We start from the raw sequence: 22,195 nt of genomic DNA, 5'->3' as shown, positions 1-22,195 counted from the left end.
ATGGAAGAAAAACGTACTTCTATCTTTGAAAATGGGATGATCTGGTTTGGTGCAGGTGTTTCCATTGCAGAGATTCTGACAGGTACTTATCTGGCGCCGCTTGGATTTGGACGAGGTCTGGCGGCGATTATCGTCGGACATATCATCGGATGTCTCATGTTATTCCTGGCCGGAGTAATCGGCGGAAAAGCCAGAAAGAGTGCTATGGAAACAGTGAAAATGAGCTTTGGACAGAAAGGAAGTCTTTTGTTCTCTGTGTTAAATGTGCTTCAGCTTGTGGGATGGACCGCAATTATGATATATGATGGAGCCCTGGCGGCAGACGGGATTATGAGTACCGGCAGATGGATCTGGTGTCTGATTATCGGAGCATTGATTGTGCTCTGGATCATGATTGGAATTACCAATCTTGGCAAGGTAAATGTGATTGCCATGACAGCATTATTTATCCTGACACTGATCTTATGCAAAGTTATCTTCTTTGACAGCGGTGCTGTAGGCATGGCGGCAGATGAAAGTATGACATTCGGAGCTGCTGTAGAATTGTCGGTAGCAATGCCGTTATCCTGGCTTCCGTTGATCAGTGATTATACCAGAGAAGCGAAAGAACCAGTCAAAGCAACAGCAGCCAGTGCCATTGTGTATGGAATTGTGAGTTGTTGGATGTATGTCATTGGAATGGGTGCGGCAATCTATACCGGAGAATATGACATTGCACAGATTATGCTGAAGGCAGGACTTGGCGCAGCAGGACTTCTGATCATTATCTTTTCCACAGTTACTACAACATTTCTGGATGCGTATTCTGCCGGAATTTCCAGTGAGTCCATTGTATCAAAATGGAATGGAAAGCATGTGGCAGTTGCAGTGACGGTTATCGGAACGGCTGCAGCAATCGTATATCCGATGGATAATATTACTGATTTCTTGTATCTGATTGGTTCTGTATTTGCACCGATGATTGCCATTCAGATTGCAGATTTCTTTATTTTGAGGAAAGATCATAGCGTGAGCATGGTAAATGTACCGAATATGGCAGTGTGGGTCATTGGTTTTCTTGCATATCGAGTTCTCATGAATGTTGATATGATAGTGGGAAATACACTGCCGGATATGATCATTACGATCATCCTTTGCCTGATTGTAAACAAGATTATAAATTCTGTTTCTAAATCATAGATTTTTATTGCCCGACCATGATATTTGTAGAACATGATGAGGTATTTCAGGAGAAGACTGCAACAAAGATAATCAAGTTGTGAGAGATGGTATGTAGAGATGGAGAATCAGAACACATTTGAAAAAATCTATGATATTGTCCGTCAGATTCCCAGGGGAACAGTGGCTTCTTACGGACAGATCGCGGAATTGGCAGGAAATCGCCGCTGGTCCCGAGTAGTGGGATATGCTTTACACGCGGTCCCTTTCGAGAGTGATATACCCTGTCACCGCGTTGTGACAAAGGAAGGGAGAACTTCCAGGGCATTTGGAGGAACCGATGGAAGCCTCCAAAAAGAGCTCCTGGAGGCTGAAGGGGTAGAATTCATTGATGGGCATGTGGATATGAAGAACTATCAGTGGACAAAGAGAAGAGTTTGAAGGGTGATGAACAAGAAGTTACAGTAGCGATCGCAAGGTTTGGCTTGACAAAAAAGGAAGAAATAGTAAGAATAAACTTATAATTCACAGGAAGAGAGGTTCATGTATGGGGCAGGAGATGATTAGACTTTATACCCGGCAGAATGATAAGACGTTATATCAATTGGAAAGGGATGGAAGAATCATTAATCAAAGAGTGTATGTAGAGATGCATTTTGGGGATATCGCACCACTTTTTATGGAGAGTTATGACTGGTTTACGAAAGAAGCGGCAAAAAGAGTGCCCAAGCCGGATGATGTACAGGCACCAATCTGGTGCTCTATCAGTGAAGAGAACTGTCTGAGACCGATTCCTGGAACGGTGGTTTATGTTCTGGAGGTCCCTAAAGAGCAGGTAATGTATTTTGACGATGTGAAATGGGATTATGTGCTGAATCGTATCTATCTTCCGAAGGATGAGGAAGATGCGGCTGCTTATAAGCAGCATCTGAAAGATCTTGGAGTTGCGAATGGGTTTGAGTTCATTGAAGGCAGATATAAAGGAATGTATCCGGAAGAAGAACAGCGGATAAGAGAAAGTTGGAAGAGATGTTTTGAGATTGATAATTGGACTATTTTTAACGTGTGTGGCAATCTCTGGGAGATTCGAAAAGAATGGGTAAAAAAGATTGTCAGGCCAGGAGAAACAATCGCAGATTAGTGGGCTAATCTGCGATTGCTGTATCTATACACATGTTCCGGTAATATAATATTGTAATCGGTTAGATGTGCCATAAAATCCCTCAGATGCAAGTTGGAAATTGTATTGGTAAAAGTAGTCAACTGTGAGGAAGATAAAGCTATCGTTAGTAAAATACAAAAAAGAATCAGTAAAATAGATTCAAAAAGTGTGTTTACATTTTGCAGGATGTTAGTGCATCCTTTCAAATAAGAATAAATTAATCCGTGGAACAAATAAACTGCCATGGTGCGTGTGCCAATATAAGAATATTGATTTTTCTTTTCAGATATTAAAAGTGCAATTGCAAAAGTCATTCCAAATCCAATTGCGTAACAAATCATTCGACAGAGAATTCCTTCCAGGGAACCCTGTCCAAGATAATTGTAATTGTATCTTCCGTAAAAAATCTTTGGTGACAGATTCTTGTGCAATGGTTCTAATATTAGAAAAGAGGTAAAAGCAATAATACCAGTCAATGCCAGAAACTGGTTCTTACGGTTACGAAGTCTTGTTAGAATATCGCGGTCGAATAAAGTCCCAGCCAGGAAAAAAGGGAAGAAAACCAGAACTCTTGGAATGCTTAAAAAATTATCTGGAATGCTGGAACATCCGATAAGAAGCCCGGCTGTAACAGAAAGCATCATGTAGTGTGGAAGCTTCTTAACATAAGGAGTGAGCAGGCGCCAGATAAAGAGAGCCAGAATATACCACAAAGAGAATTTTGGGTACATTAGATAAAGTCTGGTTGATTTATGGATAATTATAATATACAAAAGATAATACATTAGTTCATATACAATGTAAGGAATTACCAGTTTGCGAAATAGCGTTTTAAAAGAGAGTTCTCTTTTGGAAAAGTATCCTGATATAAAGATAAAAGCTGGCATGTGAAAGGATACAATCAGCCATTTTAATGTATATAAAAATGAGTTATATTCATAGCTTTGTTCAATAAAATGTCCGATAACGACTAATACAATTAAAAAAACTTTATAATTATCGAACAGATAATCTCGTTGTTTTGTTGTTTTCATATTTAGTCCCCTGTTCATGAATTTTTAAAATGTCGTTTTTAACTTCATACATTTTAACTCAGGCAAAAGCAGGGAACAAGAAGTAAAGTATATAAAAAAATTCAAAAAATATTTACAAATTTGTTACATTTTATTAAGCAGATCAGAATTTTACTCTGGTAAAGGAAGTATTGTAGCTGCCAGATTGGATAATTCAGAATCATCATTTCCTGCATTTAGTAAGGAATTCATATTAATTGGAACATTTAAGACGGTTTCTGTACCATAATCAGGCGATGCACTATATTTTTCCATTGCCTGTACAAGACCCAAAGAAGCTTCGTCAATGGAATAATAGGTTCCTTGTTTGAATTCCTGAAAAGCGTTGAGCAGACTATTGTTGGGAATTACGGTAACATCTACTGTGTAGCTATAGATCCCGGATTCTTTTTGAGGAATGCCTACGGTGTATTGACATTGCTTCATAATTCCTTTTAAAGCTTCCTGATATCTGGACACATATGCAAAACTTAAGTCTGAAGGAGAATCAAAAACATCTGATTCATACCATGCGAGAGCTTCTTCTTCAGTACGGCCAGTATGTTTGGCAAATTGTACAACATCACCTTTAAAAGATGCGTCAAGGTAAGCAGTAAGAAAATCCTGCGCATCAAATAATTCACAGACAATGTTGTATGGTTCCATATATCCATAGAGCGCCTGAGACAAAAATGTAAACATACTGTCTTCATCAATGGAATATCCGTCAGCATTTTGGGTCAGCTTTACGGTGGATATAATCTCATCATTATAAACTGGAGAATCAGCAAGTATCTTACAGTCCTCTTTTAATACAGAAGAAACTGCCTCTGTAAGACTGGAACTTTCCAGAGAAGAGGTCAGCTCAGTATTTTTGGAACTTAATGTTTCTCCAATATTGACAGGGGTATAAGTAATCTGGACAGAATAGCTTCCGTCATCATTTTCTTTGGCTTTGGCCACTTCAAACTGGATTGTCTGAAAAGAGGATTGCAGGAATTCGAGATAAGGTTCTTTTAACTCTTCAGGGAACTGCAATACATAGGTTTCGTTACTTTTTGCAATCCCATCATCCAGAAGGGAAGCAAAACTTTCGGGGGCAGAATTTTTCATAGTAGTGATCTGTTCGCCAACATATTGATCAGCTGTATCTTTACTTTTACATCCTGAAAGCAGTATTGCCAATAGAATGCAAAAAAGAATAGATAATTTTGAATTTCTCATAAAAATATTCCTTCCTTTTAGAATTGTCTGATTATAGACATTGTATCATTACAATTTAAGCGCTTCAATAGAAGGGCTAAGAAGTTTGAAATATGACTGGAAAAAAGGTCGTATATTATATATAATAGAATAACAGTTCAAAACCAACGAAAAAGGAGATGTATTCATGGAAATGTTATCAATCGAGAAAGAATTACAGGGAAATTCTTATCCTGGACGTGGAATTATCATTGGAAGAAGTGCAGACGGAACTAAGGCTGTGACTGCTTATTTTATTATGGGAAGAAGTGAGAATAGCCGTAACCGTATTTTTGTTGAAGAAGGAGAGGGAATCCGCACACAAGCGTTTGATCCGTCAAAACTTACCGATCCAAGTCTGATTATCTATGCACCTGTTCGTGTGCTTGGCAATAAGACGATCGTAACGAATGGAGATCAGACGGATACGATCTATGAAGGTATGGATAAGCAGATGACATTTGAGCAGTCATTGAGAAGCCGTGAGTTTGAACCGGACGGACCGAATTACACACCAAGAATTTCAGGTATCATGCATATTGAAAAGGGTAACTATAATTATGCGATGTCCATTTTAAAGAGTAATAATGGTAATCCAGACAGCTGTAATCGTTATACATTTGCATATGAGAATCCAGCAGCAGGAGAAGGTCATTTCATCCATACATACAAGTGCGATGGCAACCCATTGCCAAGTTTTGAAGGAGAACCGAAGCTGATTGCAATTCCAGATGATATGAATGCATTTACAGAGATGTTGTGGAACAGCTTAAATGAAGATAATAAAGTTTCCCTTTTTGTGCGTTATATTGATATCACAACAGGAACTTACGAGACAAAGATTGTAAATAAGAACCAGTAAGGAGGATAACATGAAAGAATTAGAGTTAAAGTATGGCTGTAATCCGAATCAGAAGCCGTCAAAGATTTATATGGCAGATGGAAGTGACCTTCCAATTCAGGTGTTGAACGGGCGCCCGGGTTATATTAATTTTTTAGATGCATTCAACGGCTGGCAATTGGTCAGTGAATTGAAAAAAGCGACTGGACTTCCGGCAGCAACGTCTTTTAAGCACGTATCACCAGCAGGGGCGGCGGTTGGACTTCCTCTTTCAGATACATTGGCAAAAATCTACTGGGTAGATGATCTCGGAGAATTATCTCCTCTGGCATCTGCATATGCAAGGGCAAGAGGTGCAGACCGTATGTCTTCATTTGGCGATTTTATTTCTCTGTCAGATGTCTGTGATGTAGATACTGCAAGACTGATTAAAAGAGAAGTGTCAGATGGTGTGATCGCGCCTGGTTATGAACCGGAAGCATTGGAGATCCTGAAGCAGAAAAAGAACGGAAATTACAATGTGATCCAGATTGATCCAGATTATGAACCAGAACCGTTGGAACACAAAGATGTATTTGGAATTACATTTGAGCAGGGAAGAAATGAACTGAAGATTGATGATGCATTTTTCGCAAATATCGTAACAGAGAATAAAGAGCTGACTGAGCAGGCTAAGATTGATCTGGCGATTTCTATGATTACTTTAAAATATACACAGTCTAATTCTGTATGTTATGTAAAAGACGGACAGGCGATCGGTATCGGAGCAGGACAGCAATCCAGAATTCATTGTACTCGTCTGGCAGGCCAGAAAGCAGATAACTGGTGGCTAAGACAGTCTCCACAGGTTATGAATCTTCCATTTGTTGATTCTATCAGACGTGCTGACAGAGATAACGCTATTGATCTGTATATCGGAGAAGATTATATGGATGTACTTGCAGATGATGCATGGCCGAATATCTTCAAAGAGAAACCAGAAGTATTTACAAGAGAAGCCAAGAGAGAATGGTTAGATAAGATGACAGACGTTTCTCTTGGATCTGATGCGTTCTTCCCATTCGGGGATAACATTGAGCGTGCGCATAAAAGTGGTGTGAAATATATTGCACAGCCAGGCGGCTCTGTGAGGGACGATAATGTTATTGATACATGTAATAAATATGGAATGGTGATGTCATTTACCGGACTTCGTCTGTTCCATCATTAAAAAAATAAAAATGGGGACGTAGTATTTTTGCAAAATACTACGTCCCCATTTTCATTTTACGGTGTACCCAAATGAAAAGAGGGGTGTACCTTTTTGATATGTTTTCGCTACAAATCTTCAAAATTGTAGCATTCTTAAAACGTTCTCAATTCTTTGTAGATTCAATTTTTCGACATTTCCCGATAAAATATCATCTAAAGGAAGGTGATGCGAATGTCCGTTGTAGAGATTTTGCTGGTCTCAGTGGGACTGTCTATTGATGCATTTGTGGCAGTTGCCTATATCGGTGCGGGATTTTCCAAGATTCAAATAAAAAATATGGTGGGGTTATGTTTTTTATTTGGAGGGATGCAGCTTGGAACGTTATTGATTGGCAATCTGATTACATTGCTTCCGATGTTCTCGTGGGCGCATGCGCAAGATATGGCTGACAGTTGGGAGGGACTTACGGTTCTGATCTTCGCAGGACTCGGCATATACATGATCTGTAAGGGCATAAAACGGGAGAATGTACTGGAAAGGCGTCAGGATACTATTGACTGGAAGACAACAACGATTTTGTCAGCACTTACCAGTATAGATGCTTTTTTTGCAGGAGTTGGATTAGGATTTTTGGATACAGAGATGATTTGTCAGGCACTTACATTATTTCCGGTAACTGTATTAGAAGTAATATTCGGAATTATTGTTGGTTATCGGTTGGGATTAAAGCATAATCGTCATGCTTACTGGATCGGAGGTGCATTGTTATTAATCTCTAGTGCAGATGTGATGTTGCACTATTATGTTTAATCGGATGTTTTATATCATTTTGATGGAAAAATAAAGGAGGAATTTATTATGGGTACATTAACACACAAAGCTGCAAGAAGTGCTTATGGAGCTGCTATTGATCTGGCTTTAAAGCATGTTAACAAAGACAGAGAAAAAGGATTGTTGCAGATTGTAGATCTGACAGAACGGTATATGGGAGATAATTTTTCGACGGAGAGTTATGAGGCAGCTCGCCGGTTGATTCGCAATCCAGAGAATAAGTGGATGAAGTATGTTGATCGGGCCTTGGATGAACTTGATTCTCATGTAATTCGGCAGACTGCACTGAATCTGGGGTATGAAGCAGCTTTTCATGGGACGAAAACGATTCGTGAGATGAGAAAGAAATATGATTGCAATATCCCATGGTTGATCTTAATGGATCCAACCAGCGCCTGCAATCTTCACTGTACTGGCTGCTGGGCGGCAGAATATGGCAATAAGTTGAATCTTACATACGACGAGCTTGATAGTGTTATTACACAGGGGAAAGAATTAGGAATCTATTTCTATATGTATACAGGTGGGGAACCTTTGATCAGAAAAAATGACATTATAAAGCTGTGTGAGAAACATAACGATTGCGCATTTCATGCATTTACCAATGCGACACTGGTAGATGATGCGTTTTGCGAAGAGATGAAGAGAGTTGGAAACCTGTCTTTATCCATCAGTCTGGAAGGATTTGAAGAAGTGAATGATTTGAGACGTGGCGCAGGAGTATATGATAAAGTTATGCATGCGATGGATTTGTTGAAAAAGCATGGACAGATCTTCGGAACATCTATCTGCTATACAAGCAAAAATATAGAAACCGTAACTTCCGACGAATTTTTAGATTTGATTATTGAAAAGGGTTGCCGTTTTACCTGGTATTTTCATTATATGCCGGTAGGAAATGAAGCAGCAGTTGAGTTACTTCCTACAAAAGAACAGCGAGAATACATGTACCACAGAGTTCGGGAAATCCGTTCGATGGAGGGTGGAAAACCAATATATGCTATGGATTTCCAGAACGATGGAGAATTTGTTGGAGGATGTATTGCCGGTGGAAGAAATTATTGCCACATCAATCCGAATGGTGACGTAGAACCGTGTGTATTTATCCATTACTCAGGGGCTAATATTAGAGAGGTGTCTTTATTGGATGCTTTAAAACAGCCATTGTTCATGGCATACCGAGATAACCAGCCATTTAATAACAATCATCTGAGACCGTGTCCAATGCTTGAGAATCCGGAGATATTGCAAAGGATGGTAAAAGAAACAGGGGCAAAATCAACAGATCTACAATCACCGGAATCTGCAGAACACCTTTGTGGAAAATGTCTGGAATATGCACAGAACTGGAAAGAATCTGCAGACAGAATATGGGAAGAACATCCATATCATAGAGAAGGATACCAGAATTATAAATCTGGAAATAAGTAAAAACATCAAATCTTCTCCAGAGAAGTTCACTTGCTTCCAAGAGATGTAATGTGCTACAATATCCAATAATAAAAATTAAGGTGATAAAATGGAACGTAAGAGCGAGATGACAAAAGCTTTGCTTGGTGAAAAGTTTAAAAAATTAGTTATCGAAAAGTCTTTTGAAAAGATAACGATTAAGATGATCACCGATGAAGCCGGCGTTATCAGGCCAACATTTTATAATTATTTTCAGGATAAATATGAAGTAATGGAATGGCTTCTCTGGGAAGATGTATTCAAAAGTGTGACAGAACTCGTTAATATGGATATGGACAAAGAAGCTCTGAAAATGCTTTTTCGAAAATTCGAGATAGACAAAGAGTATTATGAAAAAGTGTTTACTATAAGTGGCCAGAACTCTTTTGAAGAGATGTTATATAATCAGATTTATGATCTGGCAAAAAGAATGTTGGCAGAGCATCCGGTAAAAATCGAAGACCGTTCCCAGATTATAAATGAAGAAATATTTACAAAATTTCAGGCAATCACATTGATGAATGGAATTAAAAGCTGGATACTATACTCTGGGAATCAGATATCAGCGGATGATGCTTTGAAATTCTATGAATTTCTTATGACACATTCGTTACTTGATATTGTGGAAGATGGAGAAAAAGTGATCAAATAGGTACACCACATTTTTCAAATAGGGACGTAGTAAAATGCAATTTTACTACGTCCCTATTTGAAAAATGTGGTTGTATCTTATATCAAAAAACTATATAATAATAAAGATATATGTGATGATTGTGCAAAAAAAATGGTAAATAAGCCAAAATTCATAAAGGAGAAGATTTATTATGGGTAAATATTTTGGAACGGATGGGTTCCGTGGGGAAGCAAATGAGGTCTTGACGGTTGAACATGCATTTAAGGTGGGAAGATTTCTTGGATGGTATTATGGTCAGGATCATAAAGCAAAGGTAGTGATTGGTAAGGATACAAGAAGAAGCAGTTATATGTTTGAGTATGCGCTTGTTGCAGGTATCACGGCGTCTGGTGCTAATGCATATTTATTGCATGTAACTACAACACCAAGTGTATCATACGTGACGAGGACTGATAATTTTGACTGTGGTATTATGATTTCTGCAAGTCATAATCCGTTTTATGATAATGGAATTAAGGTTATTAATGGAAAGGGACACAAGCTGGAAGCTGAAGTGGAAGAGAAGATTGAGGCATACATTGACGGTGAGATAGGGGAACTTCCGTTGGCTAAGAAGGAAGATATTGGCCGTACCGTTGATTATGCAGCCGGAAGAAATCGTTATATTGGATATCTGATATCTCTGGCAACACGTTCTTTTGAGGATATGAAGGTTGGTCTGGATTGTTCTAACGGAAGCGCATTTGCCATTGCAAAGAGTGTCTATGATGCATTGGGGGCTAAGACATATGTGATTAACTGTGAACCGGATGGAACGAACATTAATACCAATTGTGGTTCTACGCATATTGAAGTATTGCAGCAGCATGTGAAAGACAATCATCTGGATGTTGGATTTGCGTATGACGGAGATGCGGACAGATGTATCGCAGTCGATGAAAATGGAAATGTCATTGACGGAGACCTGATCCTGTATATTTGTGGAAAATATATGAAAGAAAATGGGCGTCTGAATGGCGATACGATTGTGACTACGATCATGTCTAATCTGGGCTTATATAAAGCTTGTGATAAAGTTGGATTAAAATATGAAAAAACGGCTGTCGGCGATAAATATGTATATGAAAATATGGTTCGTAATAATTTCTCACTTGGTGGAGAACAGTCTGGACATATTATCTTTAGTAAGCATGCGACAACAGGAGATGGAATCCTGACATCTCTTATGCTCATGGAAGTAATGCTGGAGAAAAAGCAAAGCCTGGCAAAACTTGCAGAAGAAGTTAAGATATATCCGCAGTTATTGAAAAATGTCCGTGTGGCTGATAAGAAGACTGCCAGAGAGAATCCTGCAGTGATCGAAGCTGTCAACGCAGTGTCAGAAGCTTTAGGTGACGATGGACGTATTCTGGTAAGAGAAAGTGGTACAGAGCCTGTGATTCGTGTTATGGTTGAGGCGGCTACAGATGAGTTATGTGAGAAATATGTAGACCAGGTGATTGAAGTGATTAAAGCAGAAGGCCTGATTGTTGAATAAAGTTTTCTGAATACAAAGGGTTCCACTCTAGATTGAGTGGAACCCTTTTCCTATGATCTCACTGGTATTTGATATCAATAAAAATGCATCTGGAGAATTCTCCTTGATAAAATTACGAAGTTTTATAGCTTCCATCCGGTTTAATGCCGTAAGCAAAATGTATTTATCTTCGCCGGAAAATGCACCTTGAGCCAATACAATAGTTGCACTTCGGTTAAGATCATCTCTGATAAAATCACAGATTGGTTTCGGATTGGAACAGACAACGTTAAAATACTTGGAAAGATTCAGACTTTCGATAAAACCATCAATCATAAAAGAACGAAGTGCCAATCCCAGGAAAGAATATAATCCTGTCTCTATATCGAAGACAAAACAACCAGCTAATGTAACGATAAAATCAGTAGCAAGCAATGCTTTTCCGATATCCATGCTGGTGTATTTCTTCATAATCATAGCAACAATATCCGTTCCACCGCTGGAAGCACCAATGTTGAATAATACTGCAGAGCCAATAGAAGGAAGTGCGATTGCAAATGCAAGTTCCAAGATTGGCTGATCAGTTAATGGATGGGACATAGGATAGATGCGTTCTAATGCCGATAAAGTTACAGATAATAAAATACTGCTATATGCTGTTTTAGCTGCAAACTTTTTCCCCAGGATAATAAAGCCAATCAGCAATAGAATCATGTTGGCGATAAAAGAAAAATCACCGGCAGAAATTGGGCATAATCTGGCGACTAAGACTGCGAGACCTGTAATACCGCCAAAAGTAAAGTTGTTGGCAAATTTAAAGAAATAGATGCCAACTGCCATAACCAGTGTACTCAGAGTTAATAAAACAAAGTTTTTCAGTTGTGATTTCATAATACATTCCCCAATTATATTATTTATTAAAGGATCACCCTTGATACCACACCGATTGTAACGCTCAGGTATAGAAAAGTCAATGAAAGAATGCTATATTATACCTAGAAATCATAATAGGAAATGAGGAGAGAAGATTGAAAGTTTTTCAACAAAAATCAAAAATTCAAAAATTTGCAGATGCGGAAGAATTTGTGAGGGAATATCAGATTGGAAAGGGTGATTTTGTTCTGGCAAGTCGGCATATATATGAGACTTATTTTGCTCCATTAAAGATTGAAGCACATGTGGAGTATAAGAGTAAATATGGAGCCGGAGAACCGACAGATGTTATGATAGATGGTCTTCTTCAAGATTTTGCAAGAACTGAGTGTACACGAATTGTTGCAATTGGCGGCGGTGCAGTCATAGATATGGCAAAGATCTTGGTTTTAGGTGGGAATTATAGAGCAGAAGAAATATTTCAGCGCAAAGTACCGCTTCAAAAAGTTCGCCCATTGATTGCAGTTCCAACAACCTGTGGAGCAGGATCGGAAGTGTCCAATGTATCGATTACGGAATTAACCAGCCTGCATACGAAGCTGGGCTTGGCGGTTGATGAGATTTACGCAGATGATGCAGTGCTGATACCGGAACTTTTAAGAGAATTGCCATATCCATTTTTTGCAACCAGCGCGATTGATGCATTTATTCATGCGATTGAATCTTATGTGTCTCCGAAAGCAAACTTATATACAGAAATGTTCAGTATGAAAGCCATGGAGATGATTATAGATGGATTTCGTAAAATTGTTGAAAATGGACCGGAATATCGATGGAATCTTCTGGATGAATTCCTGACAGCAAGTAATCTGGCTGGAATTGCATTTGGAAATGCTGGTACCGGAGCAGTACATGCCATGTCGTATCCATTAAGTGGTGTATATCATGTGACACACGGCGAAGCAAATTACCAGTTCTTAACAGCCGTATTTGCAGTGTATCAGGAGCTGAAACCAGAAGGAAAGATCCAGGGACTGAATCATTTCTTGGGCAAGCTTTTGGATTGTGAGGAAAGACAGGTCTATACAGAATTAGAAAAACTTCTGGATAAAATTATTTCCAGAAAGCAGTTACATGAATATGGCATGACAGAGGATGAAATCGAAAGCTTTGCCAAGAGTGTTGAAGCAAGTCAGCAGCGTCTGTTGAATCAGAGTTATGTAAAGCTGTCTTGGCAGCAGATGGCAGAAATATACAAAAAATTGTACTAATTATATGAAGGAAATCCCGCATTATAAATCCGGAATTGGCAAATAATATTTCCCAAAAAGGAGGAAATGTCTCATGTATAAATATTTGCCAATTACGGATGTATACGCAAGAGAAATATTAGATTCTCGTGGAAATCCTACGATAGAAGTAGAAGTACTTGCGGAAGATGAGTATTGGGGATGTGCCAGTGTTCCTTCTGGCGCTTCGACCGGACAGTTTGAAGCTGTAGAATTAAGAGATCGTGAGGATAGATACGGAGGACTTGGTGTTGAACGTGCAGTGGATCATGTGAATGCACGGATTGCCCCTGAAATTATAGGAATGAATGTATTAGATCAGGCAGCTATCGATACAATCCTTATTCAATTAGACGGAACGGAAAATAAGTCGAATCTGGGGGCCAATGCTATGCTTGGAGTGTCCATGGCAGTTGCAAGGGCAGCGGCATCTGCACTGCGTCAGCCATTATATGCGTATCTTGGAGGGACGAATGCCAAACGGATGCCGGTTCCGATGATGAACATTATGAATGGAGGAAAACATGCCGATAACACGATTGATATTCAGGAGTTCATGATTATGCCTGCCGGTGCAGTCTGTTTTCGGGAAGGCCTTCGAATGTGTGCAGAAATCTATCATACATTAAAAAAGTTGTTGAAAGAACAAGGCTACAGCACTGCAGTCGGAGACGAAGGTGGATTTGCACCGAATCTTCCAGATGCCAGAGAAGCGTTGCACTTTATTACAGATGCAATCAAAAGATCCGGATATAGACCAGGAGAAGAAGTTGTAATTGCACTTGATGTAGCTGCTTCAGAATTATATGACAAAAGCTTTAAAAAATATGTATTCGAAGGCGAAGGAAAGATGAAGAACAAAAAGATTGTTCGTTCGGTTGAAGAACTCATCGATTTTTACGCAGACCTGGCAGAAGAATTTCCCATTGTATCTATTGAAGATCCATTGGATGAAGAAGATTGGGAAGGGTGGGAATTACTAACGACAAGACTCGGGTTAGACCTTCAGTTAGTCGGTGATGACCTCTTTGTCACCAATACCCATCGCTTGAAAAAAGGAATTAAACGAGAAGTAGCCAATGCGATTCTCATAAAAGTCAACCAGATTGGTACTCTGACAGAAGCTTTTGACGCAATTGAAATGGCAAAAAACGCCGGATACAAGACTATCATATCCCATCGCTCCGGCGAGACAGCAGATCCAATGATCGCAGATATCGCAGTAGCATTTAATGCAGGACAGATTAAGACAGGAGCTCCGTGCAGATCCGAACGAGTAGAAAAATACAATCAATTATTGCGAATCGAAGAACGGCTTGGCGATGTCGCCGAGTATGAAAATCCATTTTAGTGTCAAAAAGGTACACCACATTTTTCAATTGGGGACGTAGTAAAATTTAATTTTACTACGTCCCCAATTGAATTTTCCTTGCCATTTTGTCTTCCTTATGCTAGAATAAGTATGGTTTATCCGCAGGAGGTGTAGAAAGTGGAGATTTTAAAAACGGTATTAATGATTATATTTGCAATAGACTGTATCGCATTGACGGCAATCGTATTAATGCAGGAAGGTAAATCAGCTGGGCTTGGAACAATCAGTGGTATGGCAGATTCTTATTGGGGTCAGAACAAAGGTCGTTCTATGGAAGGTGCGCTGGTGAAGTCTACGAAGTTCCTTGCGATCCTGTTTGTTGTATTGGCAGCAGTGTTGAATTTAAAAGTATTTGCATAAGATAAGGCATATTTTTATGAGAATGGTGGGACACTCCTGTATGGGAGTGTCTCTTTGTGTATATTTGATGAAAGTGACATCGTTTCTTGTGGAAATATTCTTAAATGGAGGACTTGTAAGAGATGGACAAGACATTTGAAAAGCGAAAAAAGGTAATCTATGATTTGATCTGTGATGATTTATATGTGCCTATGAAGTTCAAAGAACTTGCAATGCTTCTGCAGGTTTCCAAAGATCAGAGAGATGCTCTGCGGGAGGTATTGGAATCTTTGGAGGAGGATGGAAAAATCTATCTTTCTAAGAAGGGCAAATATTGCAAAGGAGAGGCGAAACGTCTGACTGGAATCTATCGCGCGAGCCTGAAAGAATTTGGATTTGTTGTAATTGAAGGTGAGGATTCAGATATATATATTGATGAGGAACATGTAAATGGTGCATTTGATGGCGATGAGGTAGAAGTCGTAATTACAAAGGAGCCACAGGGAAGAAGCCGGGAGGGTAAGATTGTAAGGGTTGTATCCAGAGGCTTGACAAAGATTGTCGGACTGTATCAGATGAAGGCGAACAAGAATTATGGATTTGTGATACCAGATAATCAGAGATTCGCGCAGGATATCTTCATCCCGGTTGAAAAATCAAAAGGTGCAGTGGATGGTCATAAAGTAGTAGTGGAATTGACTTCATATGGTGAACAAGGACGCAAGCCTGAAGGAAAAGTAATAGAGATTATAGGACATGTCAATGATCCGGGAACAGACATTATGTCTATTGTAAAAGGGTATGATCTGCCAGTAGAATTTTCAGAAAAAATTTTAAATCAGGCTGAGCGTGTGGCAAAGGACGTTAGCGAGGCTGATATGGCTGGCCGTAAGGATATCCGGGACTGGCAGATGGTGACGATTGACGGAGAAGATGCGAAAGATCTGGATGATGCTGTCTCGATTGAACGTGATGGTGACAATTATATCCTGGGGGTTCATATTGCAGATGTGTCGAATTATGTACAGGAAAATAGTTCGATTGACCGGGAGGCTTTGGAACGTGGAACGAGTGTATATCTTGTGGATCGTGTCATTCCTATGCTTCCACATAAGCTTTCGAATGGAATCTGTTCGCTGAATGCGGGAGAAGATCGTCTGGCGCTTAGCTGCATCATGACAGTGAACCCGAAGGGGGTTGTAATCGATCATGAGATTGCAGAGACAGTTATCCATGTCGATGAAAGAATGACTTACACAAGTGTCAAAAAGATTCTTGTAGACAGAGATGCAAAAGAATGCGAACGGTATCGTACTTTGATTCCCATGTTTGAATTGATGAAGGAATTGTCAGGAATTCTCCGGGAACGCAGAAAACAAAGAGGATCTATTGACTTTGATTTCCCAGAGACAAAGATGGTATTAGATGAAAATGGAAGACCAGTTGAGATAAAGCCATATGACCGCAATGTGGCGACAAAGATTATTGAAGACTTCATGCTGCTTGCAAATGAGACTGTCGCCGAAGATTATTATTGGCAGGAACTTCCTTTTGTGTATCGTACACATGAAGCACCGGATGAAGAGAAGATTCGTGCTTTGGCAATATTTATTAATAATTTCGGCTATTCAATGCATGTTGGTGTAAATGAAATCAGACCGAAAGAAATTCAAAAGTTGCTTGCAAAAGTAGAAGATACACCAGAGGAGGCGTTGATCAGCCGTCTGGCACTCCGTTCTATGAAGCAGGCCAAATATACACCGGAGAACACCGGACATTTTGGACTGGCAGCTAATTATTATACTCATTTTACCTCTCCGATTCGCCGATATCCGGATCTGCAGATTCATAGAATCATTAAGGATAATCTGCGGGGAAGGATGAATGAGAAGAAGATGGAACATTATCATCAGATCCTTCCTGACGTGACAAAGCATTCCAGCGAGATGGAGAGAAGAGCAGATGAGGCGGAGAGAGAGACGGTTAAATTAAAGAAAGTTGAATATATGCAGCAACATATCGGTGAGATCTTTGAAGGAGTCATATCCAGTATTACAAAATGGGGAATGTATGTGGAACTTCCGAATACTGTAGAAGGTCTGGTGCATGTTGCGAATATGACAGATGATCATTATGAATATTTCGAAGATCGTCATGAAATGGCAGGTGTGCATACGCATAAGGCATATAAATTAGGACAGCAGGTGACCGTTCGGGTGATTGATACGGACAGACTGCTCCGAACGATAGATTTTGAATTAGCAGATGAAGGAGATATGGAAGATGGCGAAGACGAATGGTAAGATGATAGCTAACAACAAAAAGGCATATCATGATTATTTTATATTAGATACTTATGAAGCCGGCATTTCTCTGCACGGCACAGAGGTGAAGTCCTTACGTATGGGGAAATGCAGTATTAAGGAATCATTTATCCGAATTGAAGATGGGGAAGTCTTTATCTATGGTATGCACATCAGTCCTTATGAAAAAGGAAATATATTTAATAAAGATCCATTGCGTGTCCGAAAACTTCTTCTTCATAAGTCAGAGATTAATAAATTACTCGGAAAGACAAAAGAAAAAGGGGTAGCAATCGTACCGCTAAAGGTGTATTTTAAAGGTAGTTTAGTGAAAATAGAGATTGGTCTTGCCAAAGGTAAGAAATTATATGATAAACGCCAGGACATTGCAAAAAAAGACCAGCAAAGAGAAGCGCAGCGGGATTTTAAAGTGCGTAACTTTGGATAGCAAAGCAAGGAGGGAAACATGGTACCAATAAAAAAAGAAGATTTAAGAAAACTGGTGACACAGACGACGGTAGAAATGTATGAAGAATTAACGCCACAGTTAATTCAGCTGATCGATCAGACGAAGCATGATGATACATTGACAGAAGCGCAGAAACAAGATGAGATATCTTTACATATGTTGGGTTATGTAAAATCCTGTACAAATGAGATTATTATTGAAGTTCTGGCGGAGATACTGGGACTGGAAGATGAATAATTCACAGGAAAGAGAGGAAAATTAGAATGGCATATTGTGTAAAATGTGGTGCGAAGGTGGATGATGACATCCGATTCTGTCCGCAGTGTGGGGCAGAGATCCCTCGGCAGACAAGCCAGGAACAACAGTATACATATGGTCAGCAGACGGGCCAGGAACAACAGTATACATATGGTCAGCAGACAGATCAAAAACAACAGTATACATATGATACGGAAGAGTATTTTGATCCGCAGGAAGTACGCGGAAATAAAGGGATGGGTATACTCTCCTATTTTGGAATCCTGGTATTAATCCCATTGTTAGCCGGAGATAAGCGTTCGCAGTATGTAAGATTCCACGCAAACCAAGGACTGGTTTTATTCCTTGTTTCGTCTATTATAGATCTTTTAGATGGAGATTGGGTGTGGGGATTGCATTCTGTCATCAACTTTGGAGAAAGCATCTTTTCGTGGGCATTTGATATCTTAAGTTTTGCATGTTTTATCCTGATGATTATGGGCATTGTTGCTGCATGTAAAGGACAGAAAAAAGAATTACCTTTGATAGGAAAGATTAAAATATTAAAATGATTTTATATAAATGAAGCAGTTGTCAGGTTGACAACTGCTTCATTTATATATGAGATTTATAAGATAGGATCATCTATATAAGAAAGGAAATAATTCCCTGACAACGTGGGACCTGGTCCCTTTATAATTAAAGATTACTCAATAGTAATCAATTTTGGCTGTTCTTCCTGTCTCTGTACTTCCTTCGGGAATGTCAGATGAAGGACCCCGTCTTTGAATGCGGCTTTAATGTCTTCTTGGCTGATCTCGTCACCTACATAGAAGCTTCTGTTGCAAGTGCCGGTGTAGCGTTCTTTGTGGATGCATTTTCCTTTTGCATCTTTTTCTTCTTTTGTCTCATTTTTATGAGCTGTAATGGTAAGGTAACCATCCTTTAAATCAGCTTTGATGTCTTCTTTGGCATATCCTGGAAGTTCCATTGCGATCATGTAGTTCCCGTCTTTTTCATGAATATCTGTCTTCATGATCTGTGTAGAAGTACGGTCATATGAAGTGGTGAAAAATGGATCATTGAACATGTCATCAATTAAATTAAATCCTCTGTTTGTAAGTAACATAAGTCATTCCTCCTTAAATATATGCCTGACCGGTGAAAAGATATCCGTTTTGGTTTTATACGAAATCACCGGTGGTATTTTGCTTTGTTTTATTTGTTATAGTTATTATATAACATATATTGTTAGCAGTGTCAATAGGTGAGTGCTAATTTTTTTATAATTTTTAAATTTATGATACCAAGGACAAAAGATCTAAACCCATATGAGCTTGCTCATAGGTGGGGCGTTTGATTCCCAACATCATTTTATTTGAGATTTCAATAAAAAAGAGAGCAGAAAATCTGCTCTCGTTGTAATATCTTATGTTGAATAATAATTCTATTCTTTAATTCCGTTCTTCAAGCGGAGTGAAATCTTCATGTGTTCCCACATATTTATAAGCAGGACGAATAATCTTGCCGGCGTTGATTAATTCTTCTAAACGATGAGCACTCCAACCGGGCATACGTGCAATTGCAAAGATTGGGGTAAATAATTCCTGTGGAATGCCTAGCATAGTATAGACAAAACCGCTGTAAAAGTCTACGTTGGCGCAGACATTTTTGAACAGTTTGCGGTGTTCCATGATTAGCTGTCCGGCCAGGCGTTCTACCAGTTCGTAAAGTGCAAATTCTTCCATTAATCCCTTTTCCTCGGCAAGTGCTTTGGCGAATTTCTTCAAAATGACTTCACGAGGATCGGAGAGTGTATAAACAGCATGCCCCATACCATAGATTAGCCCAGAGTGATCAAATGCTTCTTTATTAAGAATCTTTTGCAAATATGTGGCTACTTCTTCTTCGTTGGTCCAGTCATTGATATGAGCTTTGATGTCGGCAAACATATTCTGGACTTTTAGATTGGCTCCACCATGACGAGGTCCTTTTAATGAACCGATAGATGCAGCGACCGAAGAATAAGTGTCTGTACCAGAAGAAGTGACAACATGGGTTGTGAAAGTAGAATTGTTACCACCGCCGTGTTCGGCATGAAGAATCAAAGCGATATCCAATACTTTGGCTTCCAGCTCGGTATATTGACTATCCGGACGTAACATTAGCAGAATGTTCTCGGCCAAAGACAGCCCTTTCTGTGGATTGCGGATCAGTAAAGTCTCGTCCTTACGGAAATGTCGATATGAATGATAAGAATAAACAGCAATCAGAGGAAGCTTGGCAATTAGTTCCAGAGACTGGCGAAGTACATTTCCAGGAGTGATACTTTCTGGATCAGAGTCATATGTATAGAGCGTAAGAATACAGCGCTGCATGGCGTTCATGATATTCTCGTTTGAAGCTTTCATGACAACATCACGGACAAATCGACCGCTTAAATTCTGTAATTCAAACATAACATCAAGAAACATAGAGAGCTCCGTTTTGCTGGGAAGTCTTCCAAACAAGAGAAGATAAATGGTTTCTTCGAATCCAAATTTGCGACCTTTCAGACTGTTTACAATATCATTTACATTAATTCCCTGATAGTATAATGCACCTTCAGCAGGAATCTGACGTCCATTGATGAGATTATAGGCACAGACATCAGAGACTTCCGTCAATCCTGTTAAGACACCCTTTCCGGCGGAATCACGCAGACCACGTTTGACATCATATTCAATATATAAGTTAGGATCAATCCGGTGATTTTTCATCAATTCTTGTTCTAATTTTTCTATGTTCTGTTTTAAAATGTCTGTTTCGTGTAAGTCTTCAAGGTACGTCAATTCATTTTCAGCCATACTCATTCCTCCGCTTCTCCGAGATTTAAATGAAAAAACACCTATTACAATTTATCATCACGTCATCGTAATTGGTGTTCGTTATACATAGTATATTAAAATATTTTACACGAAAGAGGATGATAATACAAGAATTTTCTTGGGATTTCTTTGGCTTTGAAATTTTTTATTAGAAAAAAATGGCATTTATATGCTCCACACTTTTGCAGTTAGTTATGAACTGATATAGCTCGAAAGCTTTATAGAATAAGGCTTCCGAGCATTTTTTATTTTATATTTTCAACTTTTATATATGGCGTTTTATAACGTTTCGTGATATAATAAGTATTATATCGAAGGAGCTGAATTATGTACTTAAAAAAAACACCAAACACCCACGGACGCATTAGACTTTCTATCGTTGATAATTACTATGATAAAGTCAAGAAATGTTCTAGGCAGAAGACGATTGAATCGATTGGTTTTCTCGACGAACTCCAAAAAATCTATGAGGATCCGATTGCCCATTTTCAAAAAAGAGTCGATCAATTAAATGAGGAGAAAAGAGCAAAACAAGCTCCTATCAACTTCACTTTCTATGATTCTGACCGCTTGTGCGTCGGTGACAGCTTACGAAAAAACTTTGGTTACGCTGCTCTTAGTAAGATTTATCATGAACTTGAAATTGATAAGTTCCTCATTCACCGTCAACGCTATACCAAGGAAAAATACGATGCCAACACGATCATGAAGATGCTGGTTTATTCCAGAATCCTTGCTCCTGCTTCAAAAAAAGCTTCTTTTGACAACCGTGAATGGTTCTTCGAAAAAAGTAATTACTCCCTTGATGACGTTTACAGATGCTTGGATTTCTTTCACAAACACAAGGAAAGCCTTCAAGTGTGGATGAACGACAGAATCAAGAAAAACTATGGAAGAGATACCAGCCTTATCTACTATGATGTGACGAATTATTACTTTGAAACAGATAACCAGACTGACTTCCTTCGTAAAGGAGTATGCAAGGAGCATCGTCCAAATCCAATCGTACAGATGGGACTTTTCATGGATAACAATGCACTCCCGATTACTTACGAACTTTTTCCAGGAAACACGAACGACTGTCTCACTTATCGTCCGAACTTTGGACGAATCAAAAAGCAGTTCGACCTTGGACGTGTCATCACAGTTGCCGATAAAGCCATGACAACAGGTGATAACATCTGGTATACCATCAACACACCAACCAAAGATGGTTATGTGTTCAGTATGTCCATCCGCGGAGCCACTCAGGAATTAAAGGACTTTGTATTAGATGAATCCGATTATATATGGCTCGGGAACGAATACAAGAGAAAATCCAGATACTACCCACGTACCATTAAAGTCACTGGTGTTAGTGGCAAAAAAT

At 39.1% G+C, this 22,195-nt stretch carries 22 protein-coding genes; 17 read left to right on the top strand and 5 right to left on the bottom strand.

Going from position 1 to position 22,195, the window contains the following annotated elements:
* From cytX to ABE613_RS07590, 3 genes are all read left to right on the top strand, one after another.
* The gene (cytX, locus tag ABE613_RS07600; RefSeq protein ID WP_235233348.1) at positions 1 to 1,179 is read left to right on the top strand and encodes a putative hydroxymethylpyrimidine transporter CytX; all 1,179 of its coding nucleotides are present in this window, start codon (positions 1 to 3) and stop codon (positions 1,177 to 1,179) included.
* Between the two features lie 99 nt (positions 1,180 to 1,278).
* Entirely contained in the window at positions 1,279 to 1,599 is a 321-nt protein-coding gene (locus ABE613_RS07595; protein WP_235233350.1) for an MGMT family protein, read from the top strand.
* A 106-nt stretch (positions 1,600 to 1,705) separates the two neighbouring features.
* Entirely contained in the window at positions 1,706 to 2,299 is a 594-nt protein-coding gene (locus ABE613_RS07590; RefSeq protein WP_347376073.1) for a DUF3841 domain-containing protein, read from the top strand.
* Here the strand turns inward: ABE613_RS07590 and ABE613_RS07585 are convergent.
* Both ABE613_RS07585 and ABE613_RS07580 read right to left on the bottom strand, forming a co-directional pair.
* Positions 2,296 to 3,354, bottom strand: a complete 1,059-nt coding sequence (locus ABE613_RS07585) for an acyltransferase family protein (RefSeq protein WP_347376072.1) — start codon at positions 3,352 to 3,354, stop codon at positions 2,296 to 2,298. The genes ABE613_RS07590 and ABE613_RS07585 overlap by 4 nt on opposite strands.
* A gap of 150 nt (positions 3,355 to 3,504) precedes the next feature.
* Positions 3,505 to 4,596, bottom strand: a complete 1,092-nt coding sequence (locus ABE613_RS07580; RefSeq protein ID WP_347376071.1) for a hypothetical protein — start codon at positions 4,594 to 4,596, stop codon at positions 3,505 to 3,507.
* A gap of 166 nt (positions 4,597 to 4,762) precedes the next feature.
* On the opposite strand from ABE613_RS07580, the gene ABE613_RS07575 reads away from it, so the two are divergent.
* From ABE613_RS07575 to glmM, 6 genes are all read left to right on the top strand, one after another.
* Positions 4,763 to 5,476 (top strand): IMP cyclohydrolase, encoded by a 714-nt coding sequence (locus ABE613_RS07575; protein ID WP_347376070.1) that lies wholly within the window; start codon positions 4,763 to 4,765, stop codon positions 5,474 to 5,476.
* A 10-nt stretch (positions 5,477 to 5,486) separates the two neighbouring features.
* Positions 5,487 to 6,665 (top strand): phosphoribosylaminoimidazolecarboxamide formyltransferase, encoded by a 1,179-nt coding sequence (locus ABE613_RS07570; protein WP_347376069.1) that lies wholly within the window; start codon positions 5,487 to 5,489, stop codon positions 6,663 to 6,665.
* Between the two features lie 213 nt (positions 6,666 to 6,878).
* Positions 6,879 to 7,457: a manganese efflux pump MntP gene (locus ABE613_RS07565; RefSeq protein ID WP_235233358.1), complete on the top strand. Its 579-nt coding sequence runs from the start codon at positions 6,879 to 6,881 to the stop codon at positions 7,455 to 7,457.
* Between the two features lie 48 nt (positions 7,458 to 7,505).
* Positions 7,506 to 8,909: a radical SAM/SPASM domain-containing protein gene (locus ABE613_RS07560; RefSeq protein WP_347376068.1), complete on the top strand. Its 1,404-nt coding sequence runs from the start codon at positions 7,506 to 7,508 to the stop codon at positions 8,907 to 8,909.
* 88 nt (positions 8,910 to 8,997) lie between these two features.
* Complete coding sequence (locus ABE613_RS07555) at positions 8,998 to 9,579, top strand: TetR family transcriptional regulator (protein WP_235233362.1); 582 nt, start codon at positions 8,998 to 9,000, stop codon at positions 9,577 to 9,579.
* A 172-nt stretch (positions 9,580 to 9,751) separates the two neighbouring features.
* Positions 9,752 to 11,098, top strand: coding sequence for a phosphoglucosamine mutase (gene glmM, locus ABE613_RS07550; RefSeq protein ID WP_235233367.1), 1,347 nt, complete (start codon positions 9,752 to 9,754; stop codon positions 11,096 to 11,098).
* A 27-nt stretch (positions 11,099 to 11,125) separates the two neighbouring features.
* Here the strand turns inward: glmM and ABE613_RS07545 are convergent, their stop codons facing one another.
* Positions 11,126 to 11,968, bottom strand: a complete 843-nt coding sequence (locus tag ABE613_RS07545) for a YitT family protein (RefSeq protein WP_235233370.1) — start codon at positions 11,966 to 11,968, stop codon at positions 11,126 to 11,128.
* Positions 11,969 to 12,105: 137 nt separating this feature from the next.
* On the opposite strand from ABE613_RS07545, the gene ABE613_RS07540 reads away from it, so the two are divergent.
* From ABE613_RS07540 to ABE613_RS07510, 7 genes are all read left to right on the top strand, one after another.
* Complete coding sequence (locus ABE613_RS07540) at positions 12,106 to 13,221, top strand: 4-hydroxybutyrate dehydrogenase (protein ID WP_235233371.1); 1,116 nt, start codon at positions 12,106 to 12,108, stop codon at positions 13,219 to 13,221.
* 73 nt (positions 13,222 to 13,294) lie between these two features.
* Positions 13,295 to 14,590: a phosphopyruvate hydratase gene (eno, locus tag ABE613_RS07535; protein WP_347376067.1), complete on the top strand. Its 1,296-nt coding sequence runs from the start codon at positions 13,295 to 13,297 to the stop codon at positions 14,588 to 14,590.
* A 138-nt stretch (positions 14,591 to 14,728) separates the two neighbouring features.
* Complete coding sequence (gene secG, locus ABE613_RS07530; RefSeq protein WP_235233375.1) at positions 14,729 to 14,971, top strand: preprotein translocase subunit SecG; 243 nt, start codon at positions 14,729 to 14,731, stop codon at positions 14,969 to 14,971.
* 122 nt (positions 14,972 to 15,093) lie between these two features.
* Complete coding sequence (gene rnr, locus ABE613_RS07525; protein WP_235233376.1) at positions 15,094 to 17,253, top strand: ribonuclease R; 2,160 nt, start codon at positions 15,094 to 15,096, stop codon at positions 17,251 to 17,253.
* Positions 17,234 to 17,701: an SsrA-binding protein SmpB gene (gene smpB, locus ABE613_RS07520; protein WP_235233378.1), complete on the top strand. Its 468-nt coding sequence runs from the start codon at positions 17,234 to 17,236 to the stop codon at positions 17,699 to 17,701. The genes rnr and smpB overlap by 20 nt, the downstream gene beginning before the upstream one ends.
* A gap of 18 nt (positions 17,702 to 17,719) precedes the next feature.
* A complete protein-coding gene (locus ABE613_RS07515; RefSeq protein ID WP_235233380.1) occupies positions 17,720 to 17,959 on the top strand; it encodes a hypothetical protein in 240 nt (79 codons plus the stop codon).
* A 26-nt stretch (positions 17,960 to 17,985) separates the two neighbouring features.
* Positions 17,986 to 18,531 (top strand): DUF4870 domain-containing protein, encoded by a 546-nt coding sequence (locus ABE613_RS07510; protein ID WP_235233381.1) that lies wholly within the window; start codon positions 17,986 to 17,988, stop codon positions 18,529 to 18,531.
* 134 nt (positions 18,532 to 18,665) lie between these two features.
* Here the strand turns inward: ABE613_RS07510 and ABE613_RS07505 are convergent, their stop codons facing one another.
* Positions 18,666 to 19,088 (bottom strand): Hsp20/alpha crystallin family protein, encoded by a 423-nt coding sequence (locus ABE613_RS07505; protein WP_235233382.1) that lies wholly within the window; start codon positions 19,086 to 19,088, stop codon positions 18,666 to 18,668.
* 325 nt (positions 19,089 to 19,413) lie between these two features.
* Entirely contained in the window at positions 19,414 to 20,805 is a 1,392-nt protein-coding gene (locus ABE613_RS07500) for a citrate/2-methylcitrate synthase (protein WP_347376066.1), read from the bottom strand.
* Between the two features lie 348 nt (positions 20,806 to 21,153).
* Between ABE613_RS07500 and ABE613_RS07495 the strand changes: the two genes are divergently transcribed.
* Positions 21,154 to 22,195, top strand: a 1,042-nt coding sequence (locus tag ABE613_RS07495; RefSeq protein ID WP_510182349.1) for an IS1634 family transposase, incomplete at its 3' end; no start/stop codon positions are given.

The sequence above is a fragment of the Dorea chungnamensis genome (assembly GCF_039832125.1).
GTDB lineage: Bacteria > Bacillota > Clostridia > Lachnospirales > Lachnospiraceae > JAFBIX01.
Note: the sequence above shows the minus strand (reverse complement) of the source record. Positions and strands in the feature narration are given on the sequence as shown.

Bases quoted from the DNA above. Each gene is read 5' to 3' on its own strand.
- ABE613_RS07580 (WP_347376071.1), bottom strand. From the start codon at position 4,596: ATGAGAAATTCAAAATTATCTATTCTTTTTTGCATTCTATTGGCAATA.
- eno (WP_347376067.1), top strand. From the start codon at position 13,295: ATGTATAAATATTTGCCAATTACGGATGTATACGCAAGAGAAATATTA.
- ABE613_RS07555 (WP_235233362.1), top strand. From the start codon at position 8,998: ATGGAACGTAAGAGCGAGATGACAAAAGCTTTGCTTGGTGAAAAGTTT.
- rnr (WP_235233376.1), top strand. From the start codon at position 15,094: ATGGACAAGACATTTGAAAAGCGAAAAAAGGTAATCTATGATTTGATC.
- ABE613_RS07545 (WP_235233370.1), bottom strand. From the start codon at position 11,968: ATGAAATCACAACTGAAAAACTTTGTTTTATTAACTCTGAGTACACTG.
- ABE613_RS07515 (WP_235233380.1), top strand. From the start codon at position 17,720: ATGGTACCAATAAAAAAAGAAGATTTAAGAAAACTGGTGACACAGACG.
- ABE613_RS07500 (WP_347376066.1), bottom strand. From the start codon at position 20,805: ATGGCTGAAAATGAATTGACGTACCTTGAAGACTTACACGAAACAGAC.
- ABE613_RS07585 (WP_347376072.1), bottom strand. From the start codon at position 3,354: ATGAAAACAACAAAACAACGAGATTATCTGTTCGATAATTATAAAGTT.
- ABE613_RS07575 (WP_347376070.1), top strand. From the start codon at position 4,763: ATGGAAATGTTATCAATCGAGAAAGAATTACAGGGAAATTCTTATCCT.
- ABE613_RS07560 (WP_347376068.1), top strand. From the start codon at position 7,506: ATGGGTACATTAACACACAAAGCTGCAAGAAGTGCTTATGGAGCTGCT.
- smpB (WP_235233378.1), top strand. From the start codon at position 17,234: ATGGCGAAGACGAATGGTAAGATGATAGCTAACAACAAAAAGGCATAT.
- ABE613_RS07595 (WP_235233350.1), top strand. From the start codon at position 1,279: ATGGAGAATCAGAACACATTTGAAAAAATCTATGATATTGTCCGTCAG.
- ABE613_RS07570 (WP_347376069.1), top strand. From the start codon at position 5,487: ATGAAAGAATTAGAGTTAAAGTATGGCTGTAATCCGAATCAGAAGCCG.
- ABE613_RS07565 (WP_235233358.1), top strand. From the start codon at position 6,879: ATGTCCGTTGTAGAGATTTTGCTGGTCTCAGTGGGACTGTCTATTGAT.
- ABE613_RS07510 (WP_235233381.1), top strand. From the start codon at position 17,986: ATGGCATATTGTGTAAAATGTGGTGCGAAGGTGGATGATGACATCCGA.
- cytX (WP_235233348.1), top strand. From the start codon at position 1: ATGGAAGAAAAACGTACTTCTATCTTTGAAAATGGGATGATCTGGTTT.
- glmM (WP_235233367.1), top strand. From the start codon at position 9,752: ATGGGTAAATATTTTGGAACGGATGGGTTCCGTGGGGAAGCAAATGAG.
- ABE613_RS07505 (WP_235233382.1), bottom strand. From the start codon at position 19,088: ATGTTACTTACAAACAGAGGATTTAATTTAATTGATGACATGTTCAAT.
- ABE613_RS07590 (WP_347376073.1), top strand. From the start codon at position 1,706: ATGGGGCAGGAGATGATTAGACTTTATACCCGGCAGAATGATAAGACG.